At 56.6% G+C, this 19,998-nt stretch carries 18 protein-coding genes, 4 tRNA genes and 1 other RNA gene; 11 read left to right on the top strand and 12 right to left on the bottom strand.

Features of this window, described 5'->3' with window-relative positions; translation table 11 throughout:
- Window positions 1-48: 48 nt before the first annotated feature.
- Window positions 49-1,464, bottom strand: a complete 1,416-nt coding sequence (gene gltX, locus EBL_RS05330; protein WP_002441209.1) for a glutamate--tRNA ligase — start codon at window positions 1,462-1,464, stop codon at window positions 49-51.
- Window positions 1,465-1,722: 258 nt separating this feature from the next.
- Here gltX and EBL_RS05325 point away from each other — a divergent pair.
- The 5 genes from EBL_RS05325 (at window position 1,723) to EBL_RS19680 (ending at window position 2,301) form a co-directional block, all read left to right on the top strand.
- Window positions 1,723-1,798, top strand: a tRNA-Val gene (locus tag EBL_RS05325).
- Between the two features lie 42 nt (window positions 1,799-1,840).
- Window positions 1,841-1,916, top strand: a tRNA-Val gene (locus tag EBL_RS05320).
- Window positions 1,917-1,964: 48 nt separating this feature from the next.
- A tRNA-Val gene (locus EBL_RS05315) sits at window positions 1,965-2,040 on the top strand.
- Window positions 2,041-2,044: 4 nt separating this feature from the next.
- Window positions 2,045-2,120: transfer RNA gene (locus EBL_RS05310), tRNA-Lys, on the top strand.
- A 45-nt stretch (window positions 2,121-2,165) separates the two neighbouring features.
- Window positions 2,166-2,301: non-coding RNA, RtT sRNA (locus EBL_RS19680), on the top strand.
- 23 nt (window positions 2,302-2,324) lie between these two features.
- On the opposite strand, the gene EBL_RS05305 is transcribed toward EBL_RS19680, so the two are convergent.
- From EBL_RS05305 to xapA, 3 genes are all read right to left on the bottom strand, one after another.
- Window positions 2,325-3,209 carry a LysR family transcriptional regulator gene (locus EBL_RS05305; RefSeq protein WP_002441210.1) on the bottom strand — a complete coding sequence of 295 codons (885 nt, stop codon included), beginning with the start codon at window positions 3,207-3,209 and terminating at the stop codon, window positions 2,325-2,327.
- A gap of 102 nt (window positions 3,210-3,311) precedes the next feature.
- Entirely contained in the window at window positions 3,312-4,568 is a 1,257-nt protein-coding gene (locus tag EBL_RS05300) for a nucleoside permease (RefSeq protein WP_002441211.1), read from the bottom strand.
- Between the two features lie 61 nt (window positions 4,569-4,629).
- Complete coding sequence (gene xapA / locus EBL_RS05295; protein ID WP_002441212.1) at window positions 4,630-5,463, bottom strand: xanthosine phosphorylase; 834 nt, start codon at window positions 5,461-5,463, stop codon at window positions 4,630-4,632.
- 256 nt (window positions 5,464-5,719) lie between these two features.
- Here xapA and EBL_RS05290 point away from each other — a divergent pair, with 256 nt between their 5' ends.
- On the top strand, window positions 5,720-6,718 hold the full coding sequence (locus tag EBL_RS05290) for a bile acid:sodium symporter family protein (protein WP_002441213.1): 999 nt from the start codon (window positions 5,720-5,722) through the stop codon (window positions 6,716-6,718).
- Here EBL_RS05290 and EBL_RS05285 read toward each other — a convergent pair.
- From EBL_RS05285 to zipA, 3 genes are all read right to left on the bottom strand, one after another.
- On the bottom strand, window positions 6,715-6,930 hold the full coding sequence (locus tag EBL_RS05285; protein ID WP_002441214.1) for a DUF3820 family protein: 216 nt from the start codon (window positions 6,928-6,930) through the stop codon (window positions 6,715-6,717). The genes EBL_RS05290 and EBL_RS05285 overlap by 4 nt on opposite strands.
- Window positions 6,931-8,949: an NAD-dependent DNA ligase LigA gene (gene ligA / locus EBL_RS05280; RefSeq protein WP_002441217.1), complete on the bottom strand. Its 2,019-nt coding sequence runs from the start codon at window positions 8,947-8,949 to the stop codon at window positions 6,931-6,933. It abuts the gene before it with no gap.
- Between the two features lie 81 nt (window positions 8,950-9,030).
- Entirely contained in the window at window positions 9,031-10,050 is a 1,020-nt protein-coding gene (gene zipA, locus EBL_RS05275; protein WP_014715889.1) for a cell division protein ZipA, read from the bottom strand.
- A 232-nt stretch (window positions 10,051-10,282) separates the two neighbouring features.
- Here zipA and cysZ point away from each other — a divergent pair, with 232 nt between their 5' ends.
- The 5 genes from cysZ (at window position 10,283) to crr (ending at window position 15,141) form a co-directional block, all read left to right on the top strand.
- Window positions 10,283-11,044 (top strand): sulfate transporter CysZ, encoded by a 762-nt coding sequence (gene cysZ / locus EBL_RS05270; protein WP_002441221.1) that lies wholly within the window; start codon window positions 10,283-10,285, stop codon window positions 11,042-11,044.
- A 165-nt stretch (window positions 11,045-11,209) separates the two neighbouring features.
- The gene (gene cysK / locus EBL_RS05265; protein WP_002441223.1) at window positions 11,210-12,181 is read left to right on the top strand and encodes a cysteine synthase A; all 972 of its coding nucleotides are present in this window, start codon (window positions 11,210-11,212) and stop codon (window positions 12,179-12,181) included.
- A 368-nt stretch (window positions 12,182-12,549) separates the two neighbouring features.
- A complete protein-coding gene (gene ptsH, locus EBL_RS05260) occupies window positions 12,550-12,807 on the top strand; it encodes a phosphocarrier protein Hpr (RefSeq protein ID WP_002441228.1) in 258 nt (85 codons plus the stop codon).
- A gap of 59 nt (window positions 12,808-12,866) precedes the next feature.
- Entirely contained in the window at window positions 12,867-14,594 is a 1,728-nt protein-coding gene (gene ptsI, locus EBL_RS05255) for a phosphoenolpyruvate-protein phosphotransferase PtsI (RefSeq protein ID WP_002441230.1), read from the top strand.
- Window positions 14,595-14,637: 43 nt separating this feature from the next.
- Window positions 14,638-15,141, top strand: coding sequence for a PTS glucose transporter subunit IIA (crr, locus tag EBL_RS05250; protein ID WP_002441232.1), 504 nt, complete (start codon window positions 14,638-14,640; stop codon window positions 15,139-15,141).
- 54 nt (window positions 15,142-15,195) lie between these two features.
- On the opposite strand, the gene cysM is transcribed toward crr, so the two are convergent.
- The 5 genes from cysM to EBL_RS05225 form a co-directional block, all read right to left on the bottom strand.
- On the bottom strand, window positions 15,196-16,110 hold the full coding sequence (gene cysM, locus EBL_RS05245) for a cysteine synthase CysM (RefSeq protein ID WP_002441234.1): 915 nt from the start codon (window positions 16,108-16,110) through the stop codon (window positions 15,196-15,198).
- Between the two features lie 67 nt (window positions 16,111-16,177).
- Window positions 16,178-17,263 carry a sulfate/thiosulfate ABC transporter ATP-binding protein CysA gene (gene cysA / locus EBL_RS05240; protein ID WP_002441236.1) on the bottom strand — a complete coding sequence of 362 codons (1,086 nt, stop codon included), beginning with the start codon at window positions 17,261-17,263 and terminating at the stop codon, window positions 16,178-16,180.
- Entirely contained in the window at window positions 17,260-18,135 is an 876-nt protein-coding gene (gene cysW, locus EBL_RS05235; RefSeq protein WP_002441237.1) for a sulfate/thiosulfate ABC transporter permease CysW, read from the bottom strand. The genes cysA and cysW overlap by 4 nt, the downstream gene beginning before the upstream one ends.
- Window positions 18,135-18,968 (bottom strand): sulfate/thiosulfate ABC transporter permease CysT, encoded by an 834-nt coding sequence (gene cysT, locus EBL_RS05230; RefSeq protein ID WP_002441239.1) that lies wholly within the window; start codon window positions 18,966-18,968, stop codon window positions 18,135-18,137. Before cysT ends, cysW begins: the two co-directional genes overlap by 1 nt.
- Window positions 18,968-19,984, bottom strand: a complete 1,017-nt coding sequence (locus EBL_RS05225; protein WP_002441241.1) for a sulfate ABC transporter substrate-binding protein — start codon at window positions 19,982-19,984, stop codon at window positions 18,968-18,970. The genes cysT and EBL_RS05225 overlap by 1 nt, the downstream gene beginning before the upstream one ends.
- Window positions 19,985-19,998: the final 14 nt, after the last annotated feature.

Raw genomic sequence — 19,998 nt, 5'->3', positions numbered from 1 at the left:
AACCGGTGTCAGTCTGGCTGACACCGGTTTTTTATTCACACAGGACTGTTACTGCTGGCTTTCCCGGGCAGCAATAAACGCCAGCGCTTTATCGATACGGGCCAGTGAACGGGCCTGACCAATCGCATGTACAGTTACATCCAGCGCCGGAGACTGCCCCGCGCCAGTGACCGCTACACGCAGCGGCATCCCCACTTTCCCCATCCCCACGTCAAGCTCTGTCGCGGTCGCTTCAATAGCCAGATGGACGTTTTCAGCGCTCCAGGCAGTGATAGCGGCCAGTTTCTCACGCACCACTTCCAGGGGCTGGCGGGCAACCGGGCGCAGGTGTTTTTTCGCCGCGTCCGCATCGAACTCAGCAAAATCTTCATAGAAATAGCGGCAGCTGGCGGCAATTTCTTTCAGGGTTTTGCAGCGCTCGCCCAGCAGTTTAATCAGCTCTGCCAGTTGCGGGCCATTACGGGTATCAATGCCCGCCTGCTCAATGTGCCACTGCAGATGCGGAACAACCTGCTCTGGCGGCAGCGTATTAATATAGTGGTGGTTCAGCCACTGGAGTTTTTCAGTATTAAACGCACTGGCAGAACGGCTGATACCGTCCAGGCTGAAGAATTCGATCATCTCTTCACGGCTGAAGATCTCCTGATCACCGTGGGACCAGCCCAGGCGCACCAGGTAGTTGAGCAGCGCCTGCGGCAGGTAGCCCTCGTCGCGGTACTGCATCACGCTGACTGCGCCGTGGCGCTTGGAGAGTTTTTTGCCGTCATCGCCGTTGATCATCGACACGTGCGCATAAACCGGAACCGGCGCATTGAGCGCTTTGAGAATGTTGATCTGGCGCGGAGTGTTGTTGATATGGTCTTCGCCACGGATAACGTGGGTGATTTCCATATCCCAGTCATCAATAACCACGCAGAAGTTATAGGTCGGGGAGCCATCGGTACGGCGGATGATCAGATCATCAAGCTCCTGGTTACTGAATTCGATTGGCCCGCGCACCTGGTCATCAAACACAACGGAGCCTTCCTGCGGGTTGGCGAAGCGCACAACGCAAGGCTCGCTGGCATCATGGTGGCTGTGATCATGGCGGCAGTGGCCGTCATAACGCGGTTTTTCACCCCGGGCCATCTGCCCTTCACGCAGGGCCTCCAGGCGCTCTTTGGTGCAGTAGCATTTATAAGCGGTTCCCGCTTCCAGCATTTCATCAATAACCGCGTTATAGCGGTCGAAACGCTTAGTCTGATAATAGGGACCTTCGTCCCAGTCGAGCCCCAGCCAGTTCATGCTGTCCATGATGGCATCAATGGCCGCCTGAGTTGAGCGCTCCAGATCGGTATCTTCAATACGCAGAACGAATTCGCCGCCGGTTTTGCGGGCATAGAGCCAGGAGTAGAGAGCTGTACGGGCACCACCGACATGCAGATAGCCTGTCGGGCTGGGTGCGAAGCGGGTTTTGATTTTCATTAAGCGGCCTTCATAACGTAACAATGCCAGGATTGGCGAATGCCAAAGACAATTCAGTGGCGGATATTCTACCACCGTGCCGGGAATCCTCAATGTTGATACCGAATCCCCGCGTCCCGGGCCCAAAAACGGATAAAAATCATACTCACATGGGTGTTAATCGCACATTGCGCCTAATTTTACGGCGAACAGACAAATTCTGCAGAAAATGCGTTGACTCATTTTCAACTCTCCCTATAATGCGACTCCACACAGCGGGGGTGATTAGCTCAGCTGGGAGAGCATCTCCCTTACAAGGAGAGGGTCGGCGGTTCGATCCCGTCATCACCCACCACGATTTTTGTGGCTCCGCCGTGTAGATAAGAAATTGAGAAGTGGGTGATTAGCTCAGCTGGGAGAGCACCTCCCTTACAAGGAGGGGGTCGGCGGTTCGATCCCGTCATCACCCACCACTTTCTCGCCAGCTGGATTTCTTATCAGACATTATGCAGTACCGAAGTGGGTGATTAGCTCAGCTGGGAGAGCATCTCCCTTACAAGGAGAGGGTCGGCGGTTCGATCCCGTCATCACCCACCACTTCGGGTCGTTAGCTCAGTTGGTAGAGCAGTTGACTTTTAATCAATTGGTCGCAGGTTCGAATCCTGCACGACCCACCAAATTCAGAAAAAAGCGCCTTTCAGGCGCTTTTTTCGTTTTGTGCTCTCCCTGGCCTGACGTGCAGGATGAGAACCTGCAGCAGGTTCGACTGAATCGCCGGGAGCGATTCAGGCTGATGCGCAGCATCACCCGCAGGGCGAGGCCCCGGACGGGCCGAGGCATATCCTGCACGACCCACCAGATTCCCCCCGACAACCAGACCCTCACGCAGTCAGCGATGCTATCAGCTTCTCCAGTGCCGGTGTGGCCTGCTGCTGGTCATAAACAATATACAAATCAGCCGGTATGCGCTCTTCTAATGGCCGGAACACCACCCCGGGCCAGTTCATCTGCGCATAGCTATCGGCAATCAGCGTAATGCCAATCCCCATACTGACCATCGCCAGCACGGTTTGCGGCTCCATCACTTCACGAATAATCATCGGAGAGAACCCGGCCATCTGGCAAACCCGCTGCAAAAAAGCCCAGTCCGTATGCACAGAAGGCATAGTGACAAAGTATTCGTTACGCAGGGCCTTCAGCGGCACCGTCTCGCGGAGCACCAGGGGATGCCCCTCCGCCACCGCCACCAGAAAAGAGGACTCATGCAGGCGCAGGCTGGAAAACCCCGGCGCGGGCTCCGTCGCCATACGCCAGACACCGGCATCCAGCTCGCGCCTTTCGAGCATCGCCATCTGCATGGCGGGCATATTTTCGCGAAACAGCACTTCGACATTAGGGTTTTCCCTGAGGAAGCGGTGCATCACCGGGCGCATTTTCCCCCACATCGCGGTACCAATAACCCCCAGCTCAATCCTGCCTGCCTCACCACGGCCAATCTGTTCGACTCTCGCCAGCACCTGGCTGGCGCTGGACAGCAGACGCCGGGACTCCTCCATCAGGATTTTCCCGGCGTGGGTCAGCGCCACACTGCGCGAATGGCGGATAAACAACAGCGTACCGAGCTCCTGTTCAAGCTCTTTGATATGCAGGCTTAAGGGGGGTTGCGACATATTCAGGCGGGCAGCAGCACGTCCAAAATGCAGCTCTTCGGCAACGGCAAGAAAATAACGCAGTAGCTTCAGATCGATACGGTGCGTGCGTTCCATGTGTTATGCGCTCCAGGCGGGAAGGATAATGCGCCAAATTACCACATTGCATCGCCCGACTGTAAACGGCAGGCAGCAGATGCCGCCCGCCGCAGATGAGCGTTAACCGGCAAGGGAGTGCTGCGCCAGCTTTTCAGGCTCATGTTGATATTTAAAACACAGGGCAAAAATCACCGCCAGCGCCAGTGCGTATGCCGCAAAAACTAACCAGATGGTCTGCCAGTCTTTTACGCCATCCACTGAGAAGTAATCCACCGCCATACCGCTCAGAATGGAGCCCACCCATGCGCCAACACCGTTGACCATCGTCATAAACAGCCCCTGGGCGCTGGCGCGAATTGCCGGATCCACCTCCTGCTCCACAAAGACCGAGCCGGAAATATTAAAGAAATCGAAGGCGCAGCCATAAGCGAGCATCGACATCAGCAACAGGATAAACCCCAGCGGCGACGGGTCGCCGAAGGCAAAAAAGCCAAAGCGCAATGTCCAGGCCAGCATACTCATCAGCATCACGGTTTTGATGCCAAAACGCTTAAGAAAGAACGGAATCGTCAGAATAAAGCCCACTTCCGCCATCTGGGAGACAGACAGCAAAATCGAAGGGTATGTCACCACAAAGCTGTCGGCAAACTCCGGGTGACTGGCAAAATCATGCAGGAAAGGATTGCCGAAAACGTTGGTTATCTGCAGCACTGCCCCCAGCATCATGGCAAACAGGAAGAACACCGCCATGCGCCCATTTTTAAACAGCACAAAGGCATCCAGCCCCAGCTTACTGGCGAAGGATGTGGCGGTTCTCTTCCCGGCGACCGGAATGTGAGGCAGGGTGAGCGCATACACCGCCAGCAGCAGCGAGGCGCCAGACGCAATATAGAGCTGGGCACGGCTGAGCTCCAGCCCCGTCAGGCTGACGGCCCACATGGCGCAGATAAAACCGAGGGTGCCGAACACGCGAATCGGTGGAAATGCCGTGGCCGGATCCTGACCGGCCTGTGCCAGACACGCGTAGGAGACACTGTTAGACAGGGAGATGGTCGGCATATAGGCCATCGCATTGATCAACATCACCCAGAACATGGTGTCCGGGTCCGTCACCGTGGTCGCCCAGAGCAGTGCCCCGGCACACACCAGGTGGCATAACATGTAGGCCCGCTCGGCGCGCAACCACTTGTCGGCGATGATCCCCATAATACCTGGCATCACAATCGCCGCCAGCCCTTTAGAGCTGTACACCATGCCCACGTTCGCACCGCTGAAATCGAGCGTGTTGATCATGTAGGATCCCAGGGTAACCAGCCAGCTTCCCCAGATAAAATATTGCATAAACGACATGAGCTTTAACCGGGAGACAATACCCATTTTTCTGTTCCTTGTCGTAGCGTATCACCCCGCCGGGACGCGGGGTGATGATGATCCTGTGTCAGGCCAGCTTGCGCAGGAACCCGCAAATCAGGCTGATGAAGTTCTGGCGGGAAAGCTCAGCGGCGGCCAGGGTTTGCGCGTGGGAGAGTGTGATATCCCCCAGCCCTTCCGCCAGGTTTGTAATAGCGGAGACGGCAGCCACCTTCAGCCCGCAATGGCGTGCGCTGATCACCTCAGGCACGACCGACATCCCGACGACATCCCCGCCGATAATCTGCATCATGCGGATCTCGGCTGCCGTTTCAAAATTCGGCCCGGGATAGGAGACAAAGACCCCCTCCCTGAGCGCAAAGCCCTCCTCTGTGGCCACGCTTTGCAACAGCGCGCGGTAATCCGCGTCGTAGGCATTCGCCAGCGAGAAGAAACGCTCGCCAAACTGGTCGTCGTTAGGCCCGACCATCGGCGTACCCGGCATGGTATTGATGTGATCACTCAGCGCCACCAGGCTCCCCGGCCCCACTTCCGGGCGCAGTGATCCTGCCGCATTGGTACAGAACAGCAGCTCGCAGCCCAGCAGTTTCATGGTGCGAATGGCATCGGTCATGATGGTCATGCCGCGCCCTTCGTAGAAGTGCCCGCGCCCTTTCATGCAGGCAACCGGGACGCCCGCAAGATGGCCCAGCACCAGCTCCCCCGCATGGCCGTGAACCGTGCTGACCGGGAATCCGGGCAGCTTTTCATATGAAATGGCCACCGCGTCTTCTATCTGTTCTGCCAGTGCCCCTAAGCCGGAGCCCAGAATAAAAGCCACCCGCGGCGTAAATCCGGGTTTATAACTGCGAATAATATCGGCGCTGGTCCACGGGTTCCGGGAAAGAGAGGTATCGGTCATGGGTTGTCCTTCAGGTCGGCTGATCAAAAAGTAAGGTAAACGAAGTTATAGCGAGAGTACGCAATCGATTACCAATACAGTTTTCCCGGCTGATCGATAGTCAGCAGGTATTGAACGCCCGCCCCCGGACCGGGAGCCGGGCCCGGCGGTTACCCCGGGGCTCTGACCGGGGTTATTACCTGTTCCAGGTCATAAATTCGTTTTATTTTTTAGACAAATTACGCACAATCACTCGTGAATTTTCCGAGGTGCGTTCATGAACTTACTCAAAATTATCGATCCCTTTACGCTGACACTCATCATCACCGTTCTGCTGGCAACCTTCTTCCCCGCCACGGGCATGTGGGTTGGATTCTTTGACGGCCTGACAACCGCCGCCATCGCCCTGCTGTTTTTTATGCACGGGGCTAAGCTCTCCCGGGCGGCGATTATCGCCGGCAGCAGCCACTGGCGCCTGCATCTGTGGGTGATGTGCAGCACATTTATTCTGTTTCCGGTGCTGGGGGTGCTGTTCAGCTGGTGGGCGCCGGTGGATGTCAGCCCGGAAATTTACGCCGGTTTCCTGTATCTGTGTATTCTGCCCGCCACGGTGCAGTCCGCCATTGCGTTTACTTCGCTGGCGGGCGGGAATGTGGCGGCGGCGGTCTGCTCTGCCTCAGCCTCCAGCCTGCTGGGAGTATTTCTCTCCCCGCTGCTGGTGGGGCTGGTGATGCATGTCCACGGCGCCAGCGGCAGCCTGCAACAGGTGGGCAGCATTATGCTGCAATTGCTGGTGCCCTTTGTGCTGGGGCATTTATCCCGCCCCTGGACCGGTAACTTTGTGGCGCGCCATAAAAAATGGATTGGTAAAACCGATCAGTCATCGATTCTGCTGGTGGTGTATACCGCCTTCAGTGAGGCGGTCACCCACGGGATCTGGCATAAAGTCGGGGCGGGGACACTGCTGTTTATTGTGGTTGTGAGCCTGGTGCTGCTGGCTATTGTTATCACCGTGAACACGCTGGTGGCCCGGCGGGCAGGCTTCAGCAAGGCCGATGAAATTACCATTGTGTTTTGCGGCTCGAAAAAGAGCCTTGCTAACGGCATCCCCATGGCGAACATTCTGTTCCCGGCGGCGACGGTGGGCATACTGGTGCTGCCGCTGATGATCTTTCACCAGATCCAGCTGATGGTCTGCGCGGTGCTGGCCCGGCGCTATAAGCGCCAGACCATGGCCGCAGCAGAGCAGGAAAGTACGCTGGCGGCGAAACGCTAGCGGTTTTTTAAGGGGCGCACCAGAGAGTCCAGCCCCTCGATTTTAATCGCCAGGGTCAGCGCCATCAGCTCCCCCAGTTGCCCCCGGGGGAACTCCCCTTTCCGGGAAAACCACAGCAGGTACTCTTCCGGCAGATCGATAAGCACCCGCCCCTGATATTTACCAAACGGCATCACCGTATTGGCAATCGCCACCAGTTGCTGTTTATCCATTTATTCGCCCAGTAAGCGGATCATTTCCGCTTCATCAATCACCGCGATGCCCAGCTCCTGCGCTTTGGCAAGTTTAGAGCCTGCGGCCTCCCCGGCAATCACCAGGTCGGTTTTTTTCGATACGCTACCGCTCACCTTCGCCCCCAGGGCAACCAGGCGGGCTTTGGCATCATCCCGGGACATGATACTCAGGGAGCCGGTCAGCACCACGGTCTTACCGGCAAAGGGGCTGTCTATCTCCTCTGCCCGGATAACCACCGGGGCCTCCCAGTGAATACCGCGATCTTCTACCAGCTGGCGGATCACCTCGCGGTTGCTCTCTTCCCGGAAGAAGTGGCACACGTGGTTTGCCACCACGACCCCGACATCCGGCACTTTTTGCAGCTCATCCACACTGGCAGAGGCCAGCGCCTCAAGGGTGCCAAAATAGGCCGCCAGGCCCGCTGCGGTGGCTTCGCCAACTTCGCGGATCCCCAGCGCATATAAGAAGCGGGCAAACGTGGTCTGTCTGGCTTTTTCCAGCGCACTGACCAGATTGGTGGCGGATTTTGGCCCCATTCTGTCCAGCCCGGTCAGCACACCGGCGGTCAGCCCGAAGAGATCGGCCGGGGTATGGACATACTCTTTGTCGACCAACTGGTCGATTATCTTCTCCCCCATGCCGTCCACATCCAGCGCCCGGCGGGAGACAAAATGCTTCAGCGACTCTTTACGCTGGGCGCCGCAAATCAGCCCCCCGGTGCAGCGGGCAACCGCCTCCCCTTCTACCCGCTCAACATCAGAGCCGCAAACCGGGCAGTGAGTGGGGAACACAATCTCCCGGGTATCTTCCGGGCGCTCTGACATCACCACCCCGACAACCTGGGGGATCACATCCCCGGCCCGGCGCACCACTACTGTATCGCCAATCCGCAGCCCCAGCCGGTCTATCTCATCGGCATTATGCAGGGTAGCATTGCTGACCAGCACACCGGCCACCTGTACCGGCTCCAGCCTTGCGACCGGCGTAATTGCGCCGGTGCGGCCAACCTGGAACTCCACATCACGCACGGTTGTCATCTGCTCCTGGGCCGGGAATTTAAACGCCGTGGCCCAGCGGGGCGCCCGGGCCACAAACCCCAGCTCCTCCTGTAGCGCCCGGTCATTGACCTTGATAACCACCCCGTCGATATCAAACCCGAGCCCCGGGCGATCCGTTTCCACCTGGTGATAAAAATCCAGCACCGCCTGTGCGCCGGTACATAACCGGACCCGGTCGCTGACCGGCAGCCCCCAGGTTTTGAACTGCTGCAGGCACCCCATATGGGTGTCCGGCAGGGTTCCCCCCTCCAGCAGGCCAAAGCCGTAGCAGTAAAAGGTCAGCGGGCGTTTGGCGGTAATGCGCGGATCCAGCTGGCGCAGGGAGCCTGCCGCCGCGTTGCGCGGGTTGGCAAACACTTTTCCGCCGCTGCGGCGGGCCTCTTCGTTAATCTTTTCAAACCCGGCCTGGGGGAGGAAAACCTCGCCCCGCACCTCTACCCGGGCGGGGATATTCTCCCCCTGCAGGCGCAGCGGAATCGCCCGGATGGTGCGCACATTGGCGGTGATATTCTCCCCGGTGGTCCCGTCTCCGCGGGTAGAGGCCCGCACCAGCAGGCCATCTTCGTACAGCAGGCTGACGGCCAGGCCATCGAGCTTCAGCTCACAGCAGAAGGTTATCTCTTCGGTATTGCGCAGCCGGTCCTGAACCCGCTTATAAAAGGCCCGGAAGCTCTCTTCGTCAAAGACGTTATCCAGCGACAGCATCGGCACTTCGTGGCTTACCTGGGTAAACTCACTCAGCGGCGCGGCCCCGACCCGCTGGGTGGGGGAGTCCGCCGTAATCAGTTGCGGGTGAGCCTCTTCCAGTGCCCGCAGTTCACGCATCAGCCGGTCGTATTCCGCATCCGGGATCTCCGGTGCATCCTGAACGTGATACAGGTATTCGTGGTGGCGCAGCGTGGCGCGCAGGTGGGCCAGTTGTTGTTCGATGGTGTCCATAGTTACTTACCCCGGGAACAAGAAAAACCCCCGGCAGGCGGGGGTTCTGGATAGCTGTGATGGGCGTCCGTCTGGAGGAGATTATCCGCCAATAACGTCCCTGATGCGGTCCTGATACTCACGCAGTTTCTGCGGTGTCATCATGCGGCGCTGTTCGTCCAGCACCACACCGCCGACGTCATCGGCAATATGCTGGGCAGACTGCAGCATCAGTTTAAAGTTCTGCAGCGCATCGCCATAAGAGGGCACCTGCATAAAGATAGTGACGCCAGGCGTAACGAAATCGCGCATATTTTCCGGATCAAAAGAGCCGGGTTTCACCATATTGGCGAGGCTGAACAGAACTTTCCCGCTACCGTCCGGGCTGAGGTGGCGATGGAAAATGTTCATCTCACCAAATTTAAACCCGGCCTGTTGAATACTGTTAAGCAGTACGCCACCGTCCAGCTGAGCGCCCGGATGGGCGGCCACATTCATGACAATAACGGTCTCTTTCGCTGCCGGCGCTTCCTGAGGCTGCTGTGGTGCCGGAGCGGGCTGCGGTGCAGGGGCTTGCGCTGGCTGTGGCGCAGCAGGAGCAACCGGCTGCTGATAGACCGGCTCAGGCTGCTGTACCGGTTGTTGCGGCGCAGGCGGCTGTTGTGCTGGCTGCGGCGCACTGTAAGCTGGCTGTGCAGGCTGCGGCATCACCGGCTGCTGAACAGGCTGAGGCTGCGGTTGCTGGACCGGCTGCGGCTGTTGCTGCTGCACCGGCTCAGGCTGCGCGGCCTGCTGATAAGGCTGTGGCTGGCGCTGCTGGGGTGCCCCGTAAGGCGGCTGGTACTGATGCTGCGAAGCCGGTTGTGGCTGACGCTGCGCATCCTGGCCCCATGAGCCCTGATCCTGAGGCGGATTCACCCGATGGACCCGGACCTCGCCAACCCCTTCTTCCTGATCGTCTATCTCATTCTGGTCGTCGCGCCGCCCTTGCGTTCGCTTAAGCGGGCGCTCACGAAAAATAGACGAACGTTCCTTACGGCTGGTCCACAGACCATGTACCAGTAAGGCTATTATGGCTATCGCGCCAACAATGATTAATATCAGACGCAAATCCTGCATCATTATATTCTCTGTTGTTCTAACACCTTGCCACCGCGGCAATCATTCATTCCCTAAGAGTATTTGCCCATCTCCATAAGTGCAAGCGGACTATCAAGTTTCAGCCCATAAAGATGAGGCTCAGGGTGTTTTTTGCTGTTTTTTCGACCATTTCTTAACTGGTTATCCTTTTTCAGTTCGCTATCATAGTGCGGCACAACTTTTTTGGTTGCATTTACAGGAGCACTCCCCCGGAATGGCTACACAATTGTCGTCCACCCCACACAGCGGATTTCACTATTTCTCTCAGGGATGGAAACTGATCCATGAACCCGGTATCCGCCGCTTTGTCATCCTGCCGTTACTGATCAACATCCTCCTGATGGGCTCCGCCTTCTGGTGGCTGTTTACCCGGCTGGAAAGCTGGATCCCGGCACTGCTGGCACACATCCCTGACTGGCTACAGTGGCTAAGCTATCTGCTCTGGCCCCTGGCCGTCATCTCTCTCTTTCTGATTTTTGGTTATTTCTTCTCAACTATTGCCAACTGGATAGCCGCCCCCTTCAATGGCCTGCTGGCCGAACAGCTGGAAGCAAGGCTCACCGGCACCACCCCGCCGGATGTAGGCATCTTTGGCATCATGAAAGACATTCCGCGGATCATGAAGCGCGAATGGCAGAAATTTACCTGGTACCTGCCCCGGGCGATTGCGCTGCTGATCCTCTATTTTATCCCCGGCCTTGGCCAGACCCTGGCACCGGTGCTCTGGTTTCTGTTCAGCGCCTGGATGCTCAACCTGCAATATGCCGACTACCCGTTCGATAACCATAAAGTGCCGTTTAAAACCATGCGCACGGCCCTGCGCGAACGCAAAGTCATTAACATGCAGTTCGGTACTCTGGTCAGCCTGTTTACCATGATCCCGGTCCTGAACCTGTTCATTATGCCGGTGGCCGTGTGCGGCGCGACGGCCATGTGGGTCGAGTGCTACCGCGACAAACACGCCATGTGGAAATAACCCCCTCCCCCACCAGTAAGAAACGGCATATGCCGTTTCTTATTCCATCTTGTTGTGCATTATTTCCCTTACGTATATAGATATGCTAAATCCGTACTTCCCCCCGGCAATCAAGACGGTATGCTGGGGTAGTCGCTAAATTTTTATACCGTTAAAGGATGGGCCATGAGCAAGATCTATGAAGACAATTCTCTCACCATCGGTCATACACCGCTGGTCCGACTGAATCGCATCGGGAACGGGCGTATTCTGGCTAAAGTGGAATCCCGCAACCCCAGTTTCAGCGTGAAGTGCCGTATCGGCGCCAATATGATCTGGGACGCAGAGAAGCGTGGCATCCTGAAACCTGGTGTTGAACTGGTGGAGCCCACCAGCGGTAACACCGGTATTGCCCTGGCCTATGTGGCCGCGGCGCGCGGTTATAAACTGACGCTGACCATGCCGGAAACCATGAGCGTGGAACGCCGTAAATTACTCAAAGCGCTGGGGGCTAACCTGGTGCTGACCGAAGGCGCAAAAGGCATGAAGGGCGCCATCCAGAAGGCGGAAGAGATTGTCGCCAGCGATCCGGCGAAATATGTCCTGCTGCAGCAATTCAGTAACCCGGCAAACCCGGATATCCACGAAAAAACCACCGGCCCGGAGATCTGGGAAGATACCGACGGCGAGGTGGATGTCTTTATCGCCGGTGTCGGCACCGGCGGCACGCTGACTGGTGTCAGCCGCTACATTAAAAACACCAAAGGCAAGAAAGATCTGATTAGCGTGGCGGTAGAGCCGACAGACTCTCCGGTTATCACCCAGGCCCTGGCCGGGGAAGAGATAAAACCAGGGCCGCACAAAATTCAGGGTATCGGTGCCGGTTTTATCCCGGGTAACCTGGATTTAAAACTGGTTGATAAAGTTGTCACCATCACCAACGACGAGGCTATCTCCACCGCCCGCCGCCTGATGGAAGAAGAAGGCATTCTGGCCGGGATCTCCTCCGGCGCGGCCGTGGCGGCTGCCCTGAAACTTCAGGAAGATGAAACATTTGCTAATAAAAACATTGTGGTCATCCTGCCTTCGTCCGGTGAGCGCTATCTGAGTACCGCGCTGTTTGCTGACCTGTTCACTGAGAAAGAACTGCAACAGTAATGCCAGCCTTGCTGACTTGCACAAAAAAACACCCAAATGGGTGTTTTTTTGTGCCGCCCGTCAAAATTTGCGCCCACGTAGCATTGCCTGCCGGGTAAAGCTCTGGTATTTAACTTCCATTATTTTGATGCGTGAAATTAATAGGACACTCGTCGTCACGGCTGAATCGATTTATCGGTTTGGTGGCCGAAAGCATTTAGCGGCATAATGAAAGACGGTGAGTAGACACCCGGTGGATCAACTAACTGGCTTACTCCGCATCCGTGTTCAGCACAGCATCTGTGCGGCACCAATAATAGAGGCTAAAGTATAGTCACCAGGCTAGACTTTAGTTCCACAACACTAAACCTATAAGTTGGGGAAATACAATGTTCCAGCAAGAAGTTACTATTACCGCTCCGAACGGCCTGCATACCCGCCCTGCTGCTCAGTTTGTTAAAGAAGCGAAAGGCTTCACCTCTGATATCACCGTGACCTCCAATGGCAAAAGCGCCAGCGCGAAAAGCCTGTTTAAACTCCAGACTCTGGGTCTGACTCAGGGCACCGTTGTGACCATCGCCGCTGAAGGCGAAGACGAGCAGAAAGCAGTTGAGCATCTGGTAAAACTGATGGCTGAACTCGAGTAAGCTGCGGCGCTCAGAGGAAACTGGATTTCATTAAAATCAGTCACAAGTAAGGTAGGGTTATGATTTCAGGCATTTTAGCATCCCCGGGTATTGCTTTCGGCAAAGCGCTTCTGCTGAAAGAAGATGAAATTGTCATCGACCGGAAGAAAATTTCTGCTGACAAAGTTGACCAGGAAGTTGATCGTTTCCTGAGCGGTCGCGCCAAAGCCTCCGCCCAGTTAGAAGCTATCAAAACCAAAGCTGGTGAAACGTTCGGTGAAGAAAAAGAAGCCATCTTTGAAGGCCACATTATGTTGCTGGAAGATGAGGAGCTGGAGCAGGAAATCATAGCCCTGATTAAAGACAAGCTCATCACCGCTGACGCAGCTGCATATCAGATTATTGAAGGCCAGGCTTCCGCACTGGAAGAGCTGGACGACGAATACCTCAAAGAGCGCGCCGCCGACGTGCGCGACATCGGCAAACGCCTGCTGCGCAATATCCTCGGCCTGGCGATTATCGATTTAAGCGCCATCCAGGAAGAAGTTATCCTGGTGGCGACCGATCTGACCCCGTCAGAAACCGCACAGCTGAACCTCAAAAAAGTGCTGGGCTTTATCACTGATATTGGTGGCCGTACATCTCACACCTCTATCATGGCCCGCTCTCTGGAGCTGCCCGCCATTGTCGGCACCGGCAACGTAACGACCCAGGTCGTGAGCGGCGACTATCTGATCCTCGATGCGGTTAATAACAAAATCTATGTTAACCCGACCAACGACGAGATAGACGCCCTGCGTAAGCTGCAGGCCCAGGTGGCGGAAGAGAAAGCCGAGCTGGCAAAACTGAAAGACCTGCCGGCCATCACTCTGGACGGTCACCAGGTCGAAGTCTGCGCCAACATCGGTACTGTGCGCGATGTGGCCGGTGCAGAACGTAACGGTGCCGAAGGTGTTGGCCTGTACCGTACCGAATTCCTGTTTATGGATCGCGACGCGCTGCCTACTGAAGAAGAGCAGTTCGCCGCCTATAAAGCCGTGGCCGAAGCCTGTGGCTCTCAGGCCGTTATCGTCCGTACGATGGATATCGGTGGCGATAAAGAGCTGCCGTATATGAACTTCCCGAAAGAAGAGAACCCGTTCCTCGGCTGGCGTGCGATTCGTATCGCCATGGACCGTAAAGAAATCCTGCGTGATCAGGTGCGGGCCATTCTGCGGGCTTCTGCGTTTGGTAAGCTGCGCATCATGTTCCCGATGATCATCTCGGTTGAAGAAGTGCGTGCGCTGCGGGCCGAAATCGAGAAATACAAAGCAGAATTGCGTGCCGAAGGGAAAGCCTTCGATGAGTCTATTGAAATCGGCGTCATGGTGGAAACCCCGGCGGCGGCGACAATTGCTCATCATTTAGCCAAAGAAGTTGATTTCTTTAGTATTGGTACCAACGATTTGACGCAATACACTCTGGCGGTTGACCGTGGTAATGATATGATCTCCCACCTCTACCAGCCGATGTCTCCGTCTGTCCTTACCCTGATTAAACAGGTAATTGACGCTTCACACGCGGAAGGTAAGTGGACCGGTATGTGCGGTGAGCTTGCTGGCGATGAACGTGCTACACTACTGTTGCTGGGGATGGGTCTGGACGAATTCAGTATGAGTGCCATATCTATCCCGCGCATCAAGAAGATCATTCGCAATACGAACTTCGAAGATGCCAGGGTATTAGCAGAGCAAGCTCTTGCTCAGCCGACAACGGACGAGTTAATGGCGCTGGTTAACAAGTTCATTGAAGAAAAAACAATCTGCTAATCCACAAGATACGGCCCAAATTACTGCTTAGGAGAGAAGGCTAATGGGGTTATTTAGTAAACTTTTCGGTGACAAAGGCAACAGTGACACCGGAATCATTGAAATCGTTGCTCCACTGTCTGGTGAAATCGTCAACATTGAAGATGTGCCTGATGTGGTATTTGCCGAAAAAATCGTTGGTGATGGTATCGCCATCAAACCTACTGGCGACAAAATGGTTGCCCCGGTAGACGGCACTATTGGTAAGATCTTTGAAACTAACCATGCTTTCTCTATCGAGTCCGATAGCGGCATTGAGCTGTTTGTTCACTTTGGTATCGACACCGTTGAACTGAAAGGCGAAGGCTTCAAACGCATCGCTGAAGAAGGCCAGCGCGTTAAGAAAGGTGACGTGGTCATCGAGTTTGATCTGCCGCTGCTGGAAGAAAAAGCCAAGTCTACCCTGACTCCGGTGGTTATCTCCAACATGGACGAGATCAAAGAGCTGATCAAGCTGTCTGGTAGTGTGACTGTGGGCGAAACCCCGGTAATTCGTATCAAGAAGTAATCACTCTCCGCATTGAAAAATGGCGCCTTCCGGCGCCATTTTTATTGCGGCTGATCAGATCCCCTCCCCTCCGTGGAAGCTCTCCTCCCCGAATACGCCGGTCGAGAGGTAACGGTCGCCGCGATCGCAAATAATCGCCACCACAACCGAGCCCGGAGTATCCTGCGCCACGCGCAGCGCCCCGGCCACCGCCCCGCCGGAGCTGACACCGCAAAAAATGCCTTCTTTCATCGCCAGCAAACGCATGGTGCGCTCTGCATCGGCCTGGCTGACATCCAGCACCTGATCCACCAGGGCGGCGTTAAAAATCCCCGGCATATATTCTGCCGGCCAGCGGCGGATCCCCGGAATGCTGCTGCCGTCGCAGGGTTGCAGGCCAACAATCGTCACCTCTGCGCGCTGCTCTTTCAGAAAGCGGCTGGTGCCGGTCACCGTGCCGGTGGTCCCCATACTGGAGACAAAATGGGTGATCCGCCCCCCGGTCTGGCGCCAGATCTCCGGGCCGGTGGTTTTGTAGTGGGCCAGCGGATTGTCCGGGTTATTAAACTGGTCAAGAATATAGCCTTCACCGCGGCTGGCCATGGCCTGGGCCAGATCCCGCGCCCCTTCCATGCCCTGCTCTTTGGTCACCAGCAGTAATTCCGCCCCGTAGGCGCGCATCGCCGCTTTACGCTCCAGGCTCATGTTGTCCGGCATCAGCAGCGTCATGCGGTAGCCCTTCAGGGCCGCAATCATTGCCAGCGCAATCCCGGTATTGCCGCTGGTAGCTTCAATCAGCCGGTCGCCGGGGCGAATATCGCCACGTTTTTCCGCCTCAACAATCATGGATAAAGCGGCCCGGTCCTTGACGGAGCCCGCCGGGTTGTTGCCTTCCAGTTTTACCCAGACTTCACTGCCGTTATCCGGCCCCATGCGCTGAAGGCGCACCAGGGGTGTATTACCGATGGTATTTTCTAATGTTGTGTTCACGTTGCCTGTCCACTGCCTGTAAAAAAAGCGGCCCCGGAGGCCGCCTGCTTATCGTCTGTTTAACCTATCAGGCCGACTGCGCCAGAGCAACTCCCTGGACAGGCTCGTTCCCGTGATAGATTCGGGCGTTCTTCAGCCCGACAAATAACCGCTCGCCGCGTTGCGGTGCCCTCTCCCCCTGGAGCACTACGGTGATAGGGTCCGGATACCAGCCCTGGGGCTGGACCACCAGCTGAACAAAATGGCCGCGCAGGCTGGCCTCCACCACCTGCACCGGCAGCGGAGAGTCCAGGCTGGTGCGGTTGCTGACATCCACCTCCCAGGGGCGCAGGAACAGATCGACCTCCCCCTGGTATGCCGGGGTGAACCCCAGCGGCCAGCGGTGTGCCCCCACATGGAACTGGCTACCGCGAATGGTCCCCCGCAGGCGGTTAACCTCCCCGAGGAATTCCAGCACAAACCGGGTAGCCGGTTCACGCCACACGGTTTCCGGGCTGTCTGCCTGTTCAATATTCCCCTGGCTCATCACCACCACCCGATCCGCCACTTCCATGGCTTCTTCCTGATCGTGGGTCACAAACACACTGGTAAATTTCAGCTCTTCGTGCAGTTCGCGCAGCCAGCGGCGCAGCTCTTTACGCACCTGGGCATCCAGCGCACCGAAGGGCTCATCCAGCAGCAGGATTTGCGGCTCTACAGCCAGGGCGCGGGCCAGGGCCACGCGCTGTTTCTGGCCGCCGGATAACTGGGCCGGATAGCGATCCGCCAGATGGGCGAGCTGCACCATCTCCAGTAATTTGGTTACTTTCTGCTTAATGGCCGCCGCACCCGGGCGCGATTTACGCGGCAGTACAGTCAGCCCGAAGGCGATATTCTCAAACACCGTCATATGGCGGAACAGGGCGTAATGCTGGAACACAAACCCCACTTTACGATCCCGTGCGTGCAGGCGGCTGACATCTGTCCCCTGGAAGCGAATCTGGCCGCTGGTCTGGTGCTCCAGCCCGGCGATAATCCGCAGCAAAGTGGTTTTCCCTGAGCCGGACGGCCCGAGCAGCGCCACCATCTGGCCGGAGGGAATATCCAGCGAAATATCATTCAGCACCTGGGTGTGGCCAAAAGACTTGCGGATGTTGGCTATCTGAATACTCATGGGTTTTCCTCCGACTGCTGGCGTTTTTCCTGGTTTGCCAGGCGCCACTGTAGTGCACTTTTCATAAACAGGGTCAGGATAGCCATCAGCGCCAGTAGCGCTGCCGCAGTAAACGAACCTACGGTGTTGTAATCCTGCTCCAGTAATTCAATCTGTAACGGCAGGGAGAGGGTTTCGCCGCGAATCGAGCCGGATACCACCGACACCGCCCCGAACTCCCCGATGGCGCGGGCATTGGTCAGCACCACACCGTATAACAGCGCCCAGCGAATGTTAGGCAGTGTAACCCGGCGGAACATCTGCCAGCCGGAAGCCCCCAGCAGTATCGCGGCTTCATCTTCCTGGCTCCCCTGGCTGAGCATCACCGGCACCAGTTCACGCACCACAAACGGGCAGGTCACGAAAATGGTCACCAGCATCATCCCCGGCCAGGAGAACATAATTTGCAGGTTATGGGCATCCAGCCACTCACCCAGCGGGCCGTTAGAGCCATAAAACAGCAGATACACCAGGCCTGCCACCACCGGGGATACCGCAAACGGAATATCCAGCAGTGTCAGCAACAGCTGGCGCCCCGGGAAGGTGAAACGGGTCACCAGCCAGGCCAGCAGCGTGCCGAACACCAGGTTTACCGGCACGGTGATAAGGGCAATCAGCACCGTCAGCCAGATGGCGTGCAGCATGTCCGGGTCCGCCAGGTTATGCAGCACCGGCATCAGCCCTTTGGCAAGGGCCTGGTAAAAGATATAAATAATCGGCACCAGCAGGATAAGCGTGGAGATAACCACGCCTGTACCTATCAGCGCCCACTTGCCCCAGTTAACCGGCGTGCGCGTGCGCTCAGAGGTTATCAGTGGAGTAACATTCGCCATTAGTGACCTACCACCCGCCGGCCAAAGCGGCTTTGCAGTGTATTAATGCTGAATAACAGCAGCAGAGATGCCCCGAGAATAACCGACGCCACCGCACTGGCCGCCGGGTAGTCAAACTCCTGAAGGCGGACAAAAATCATCAGCGAGGTCACTTCCGTTTTCCAGGCAATATTCCCGGCGATAAAAATCACCGCGCCAAATTCCCCCAGGCTGCGGGTAAACGACAGCGCCACCCCGGCAATCAGCGCCGGAGAGAGCTCCGGCAAGACCACCCGGCGAAAGCTCTGCCAGCGGGTTGCCCCCAGGGTTTGTGCCGCCTCTTCATACTCCGGCCCCAGCTCTTCCAGCACCGGCTGTACGGTACGTACCACAAACGGGATGCTGGTAAAAGCCATGGCAACAGCAATCCCGAGCCAGGTATAAGTGACCTTGATACCTAAGCCCGCCAGCCACTCGCCGTAAAGGCCGTTCACCGAAAACAGCGAGGCCAGCGTCAGGCCCGCAACGGCGGTTGGCAGCGCGAAGGGTAAGTCCATCAGTGCATCCAGCAGGCTGCGCCCGGGGAAGGTATAGCGGGTCAGGATCCAGGCCATCAGCATGCCAAACACACCGTTAAATAACGAGGCGACCGCCGCTGAGATCAGGGTAACTTTATAGGCCGCCACGATTTGCGGGTTGGTTATCACCGTCCAGTATTCTGACCAGCTCATTTGCGCCAGCTGCATAACCAGCGCACTGAGCGGCAGCAACAAAATCAGGCACACAAAAAGCAGACTGGTCCCCAGACTCAGGGTAAAGCCCGGCAGCACCCGCTTTGATGCAACAGCAAACATTACTTACGCCCCGCCGCCAGTAACTTGTCCAGCTCACCGCCGCTGGCAAAGTGGGTTTTCATCACCTCCGGCCAGGAGCCGAACTGATCTTCTACCCGGAACAGCTCCGTCTGCGGGAATTTATCTTTCAGCTTCGCCATCACCTGCGGGTTGTTAACCCGGTAGTAATAGCTGGTGATGATCTCTTGTGCCTGCGGGCTGTAGAGGTACTTCAGGTAGTCCCGGGCCGCTTTTTCAGTGCCGTTCGCTTTCACGTTCTTATCCACCCAGGCGACCGGAAACTCCGCCAGGATATTGACCTTTGGCACCACCACTTCAAAGCCTTCTTTGGCGTACTGGTTACGGATATTGTTCACTTCTGATTCAAACGTGATCAGCACATCGCCCAGGCCACGCTCCACAAAGGTGGTGGTCGCGCCGCGGCCACCGGTATCAAATACCGCCACGTTTTTCAAAAACTGCGTCATAAACTGCTCAGTTTTGGCCTTGTCGTTGCCATCGGCTTTTGCCGCAGCGCCCCAGGCCGCCAGATAGGTATAGCGGGCATTGCCGGATGTTTTCGGGTTCGGGAACACCAGCTGAACGTCCGGGCGCACTAAGTCAGACCAGTCGTGGATATTTTTCGGGTTCCCCTTGCGCACCAAAAACGCCATGGTGGAATAGAACGGCGAACTGTTGTTCGGCAGGCGGCTTTGCCAGTTGGCCGGGATCAGTTTGCCTTTGTCGTGCAGGATCTGAACATCCGTCACCTGGTTATAAGTCACAACGTCTGCTTTTAAGCCCTGCAAAATGGCCAGCGCCTGCTTGGAGGATCCGGCGTGGGACTGTTTGATAGTCAGCTTATCGCCGCCATTTTCTTTCGCCCACTGTTGTTCAAACGGCGGGTTCAGCGCGGCAAACAGCTCCCGTGAAACGTCATAGGAGCTGTTGAGCAGTTCTGTTGCCTGGGCCTGGCCTGCCAGCAGCAGTGATACAGCAGCAATATGCCAAATTTTTTTAACTGACTTAACGGCCATACAATCCCCTTAAT

It is taken from the genome of Shimwellia blattae DSM 4481 = NBRC 105725 (assembly GCF_000262305.1).
Classification (GTDB): Bacteria; Pseudomonadota; Gammaproteobacteria; order Enterobacterales; family Enterobacteriaceae; genus Shimwellia; species Shimwellia blattae.
Note: the sequence above shows the minus strand (reverse complement) of the source record. Positions and strands in the feature narration are given on the sequence as shown.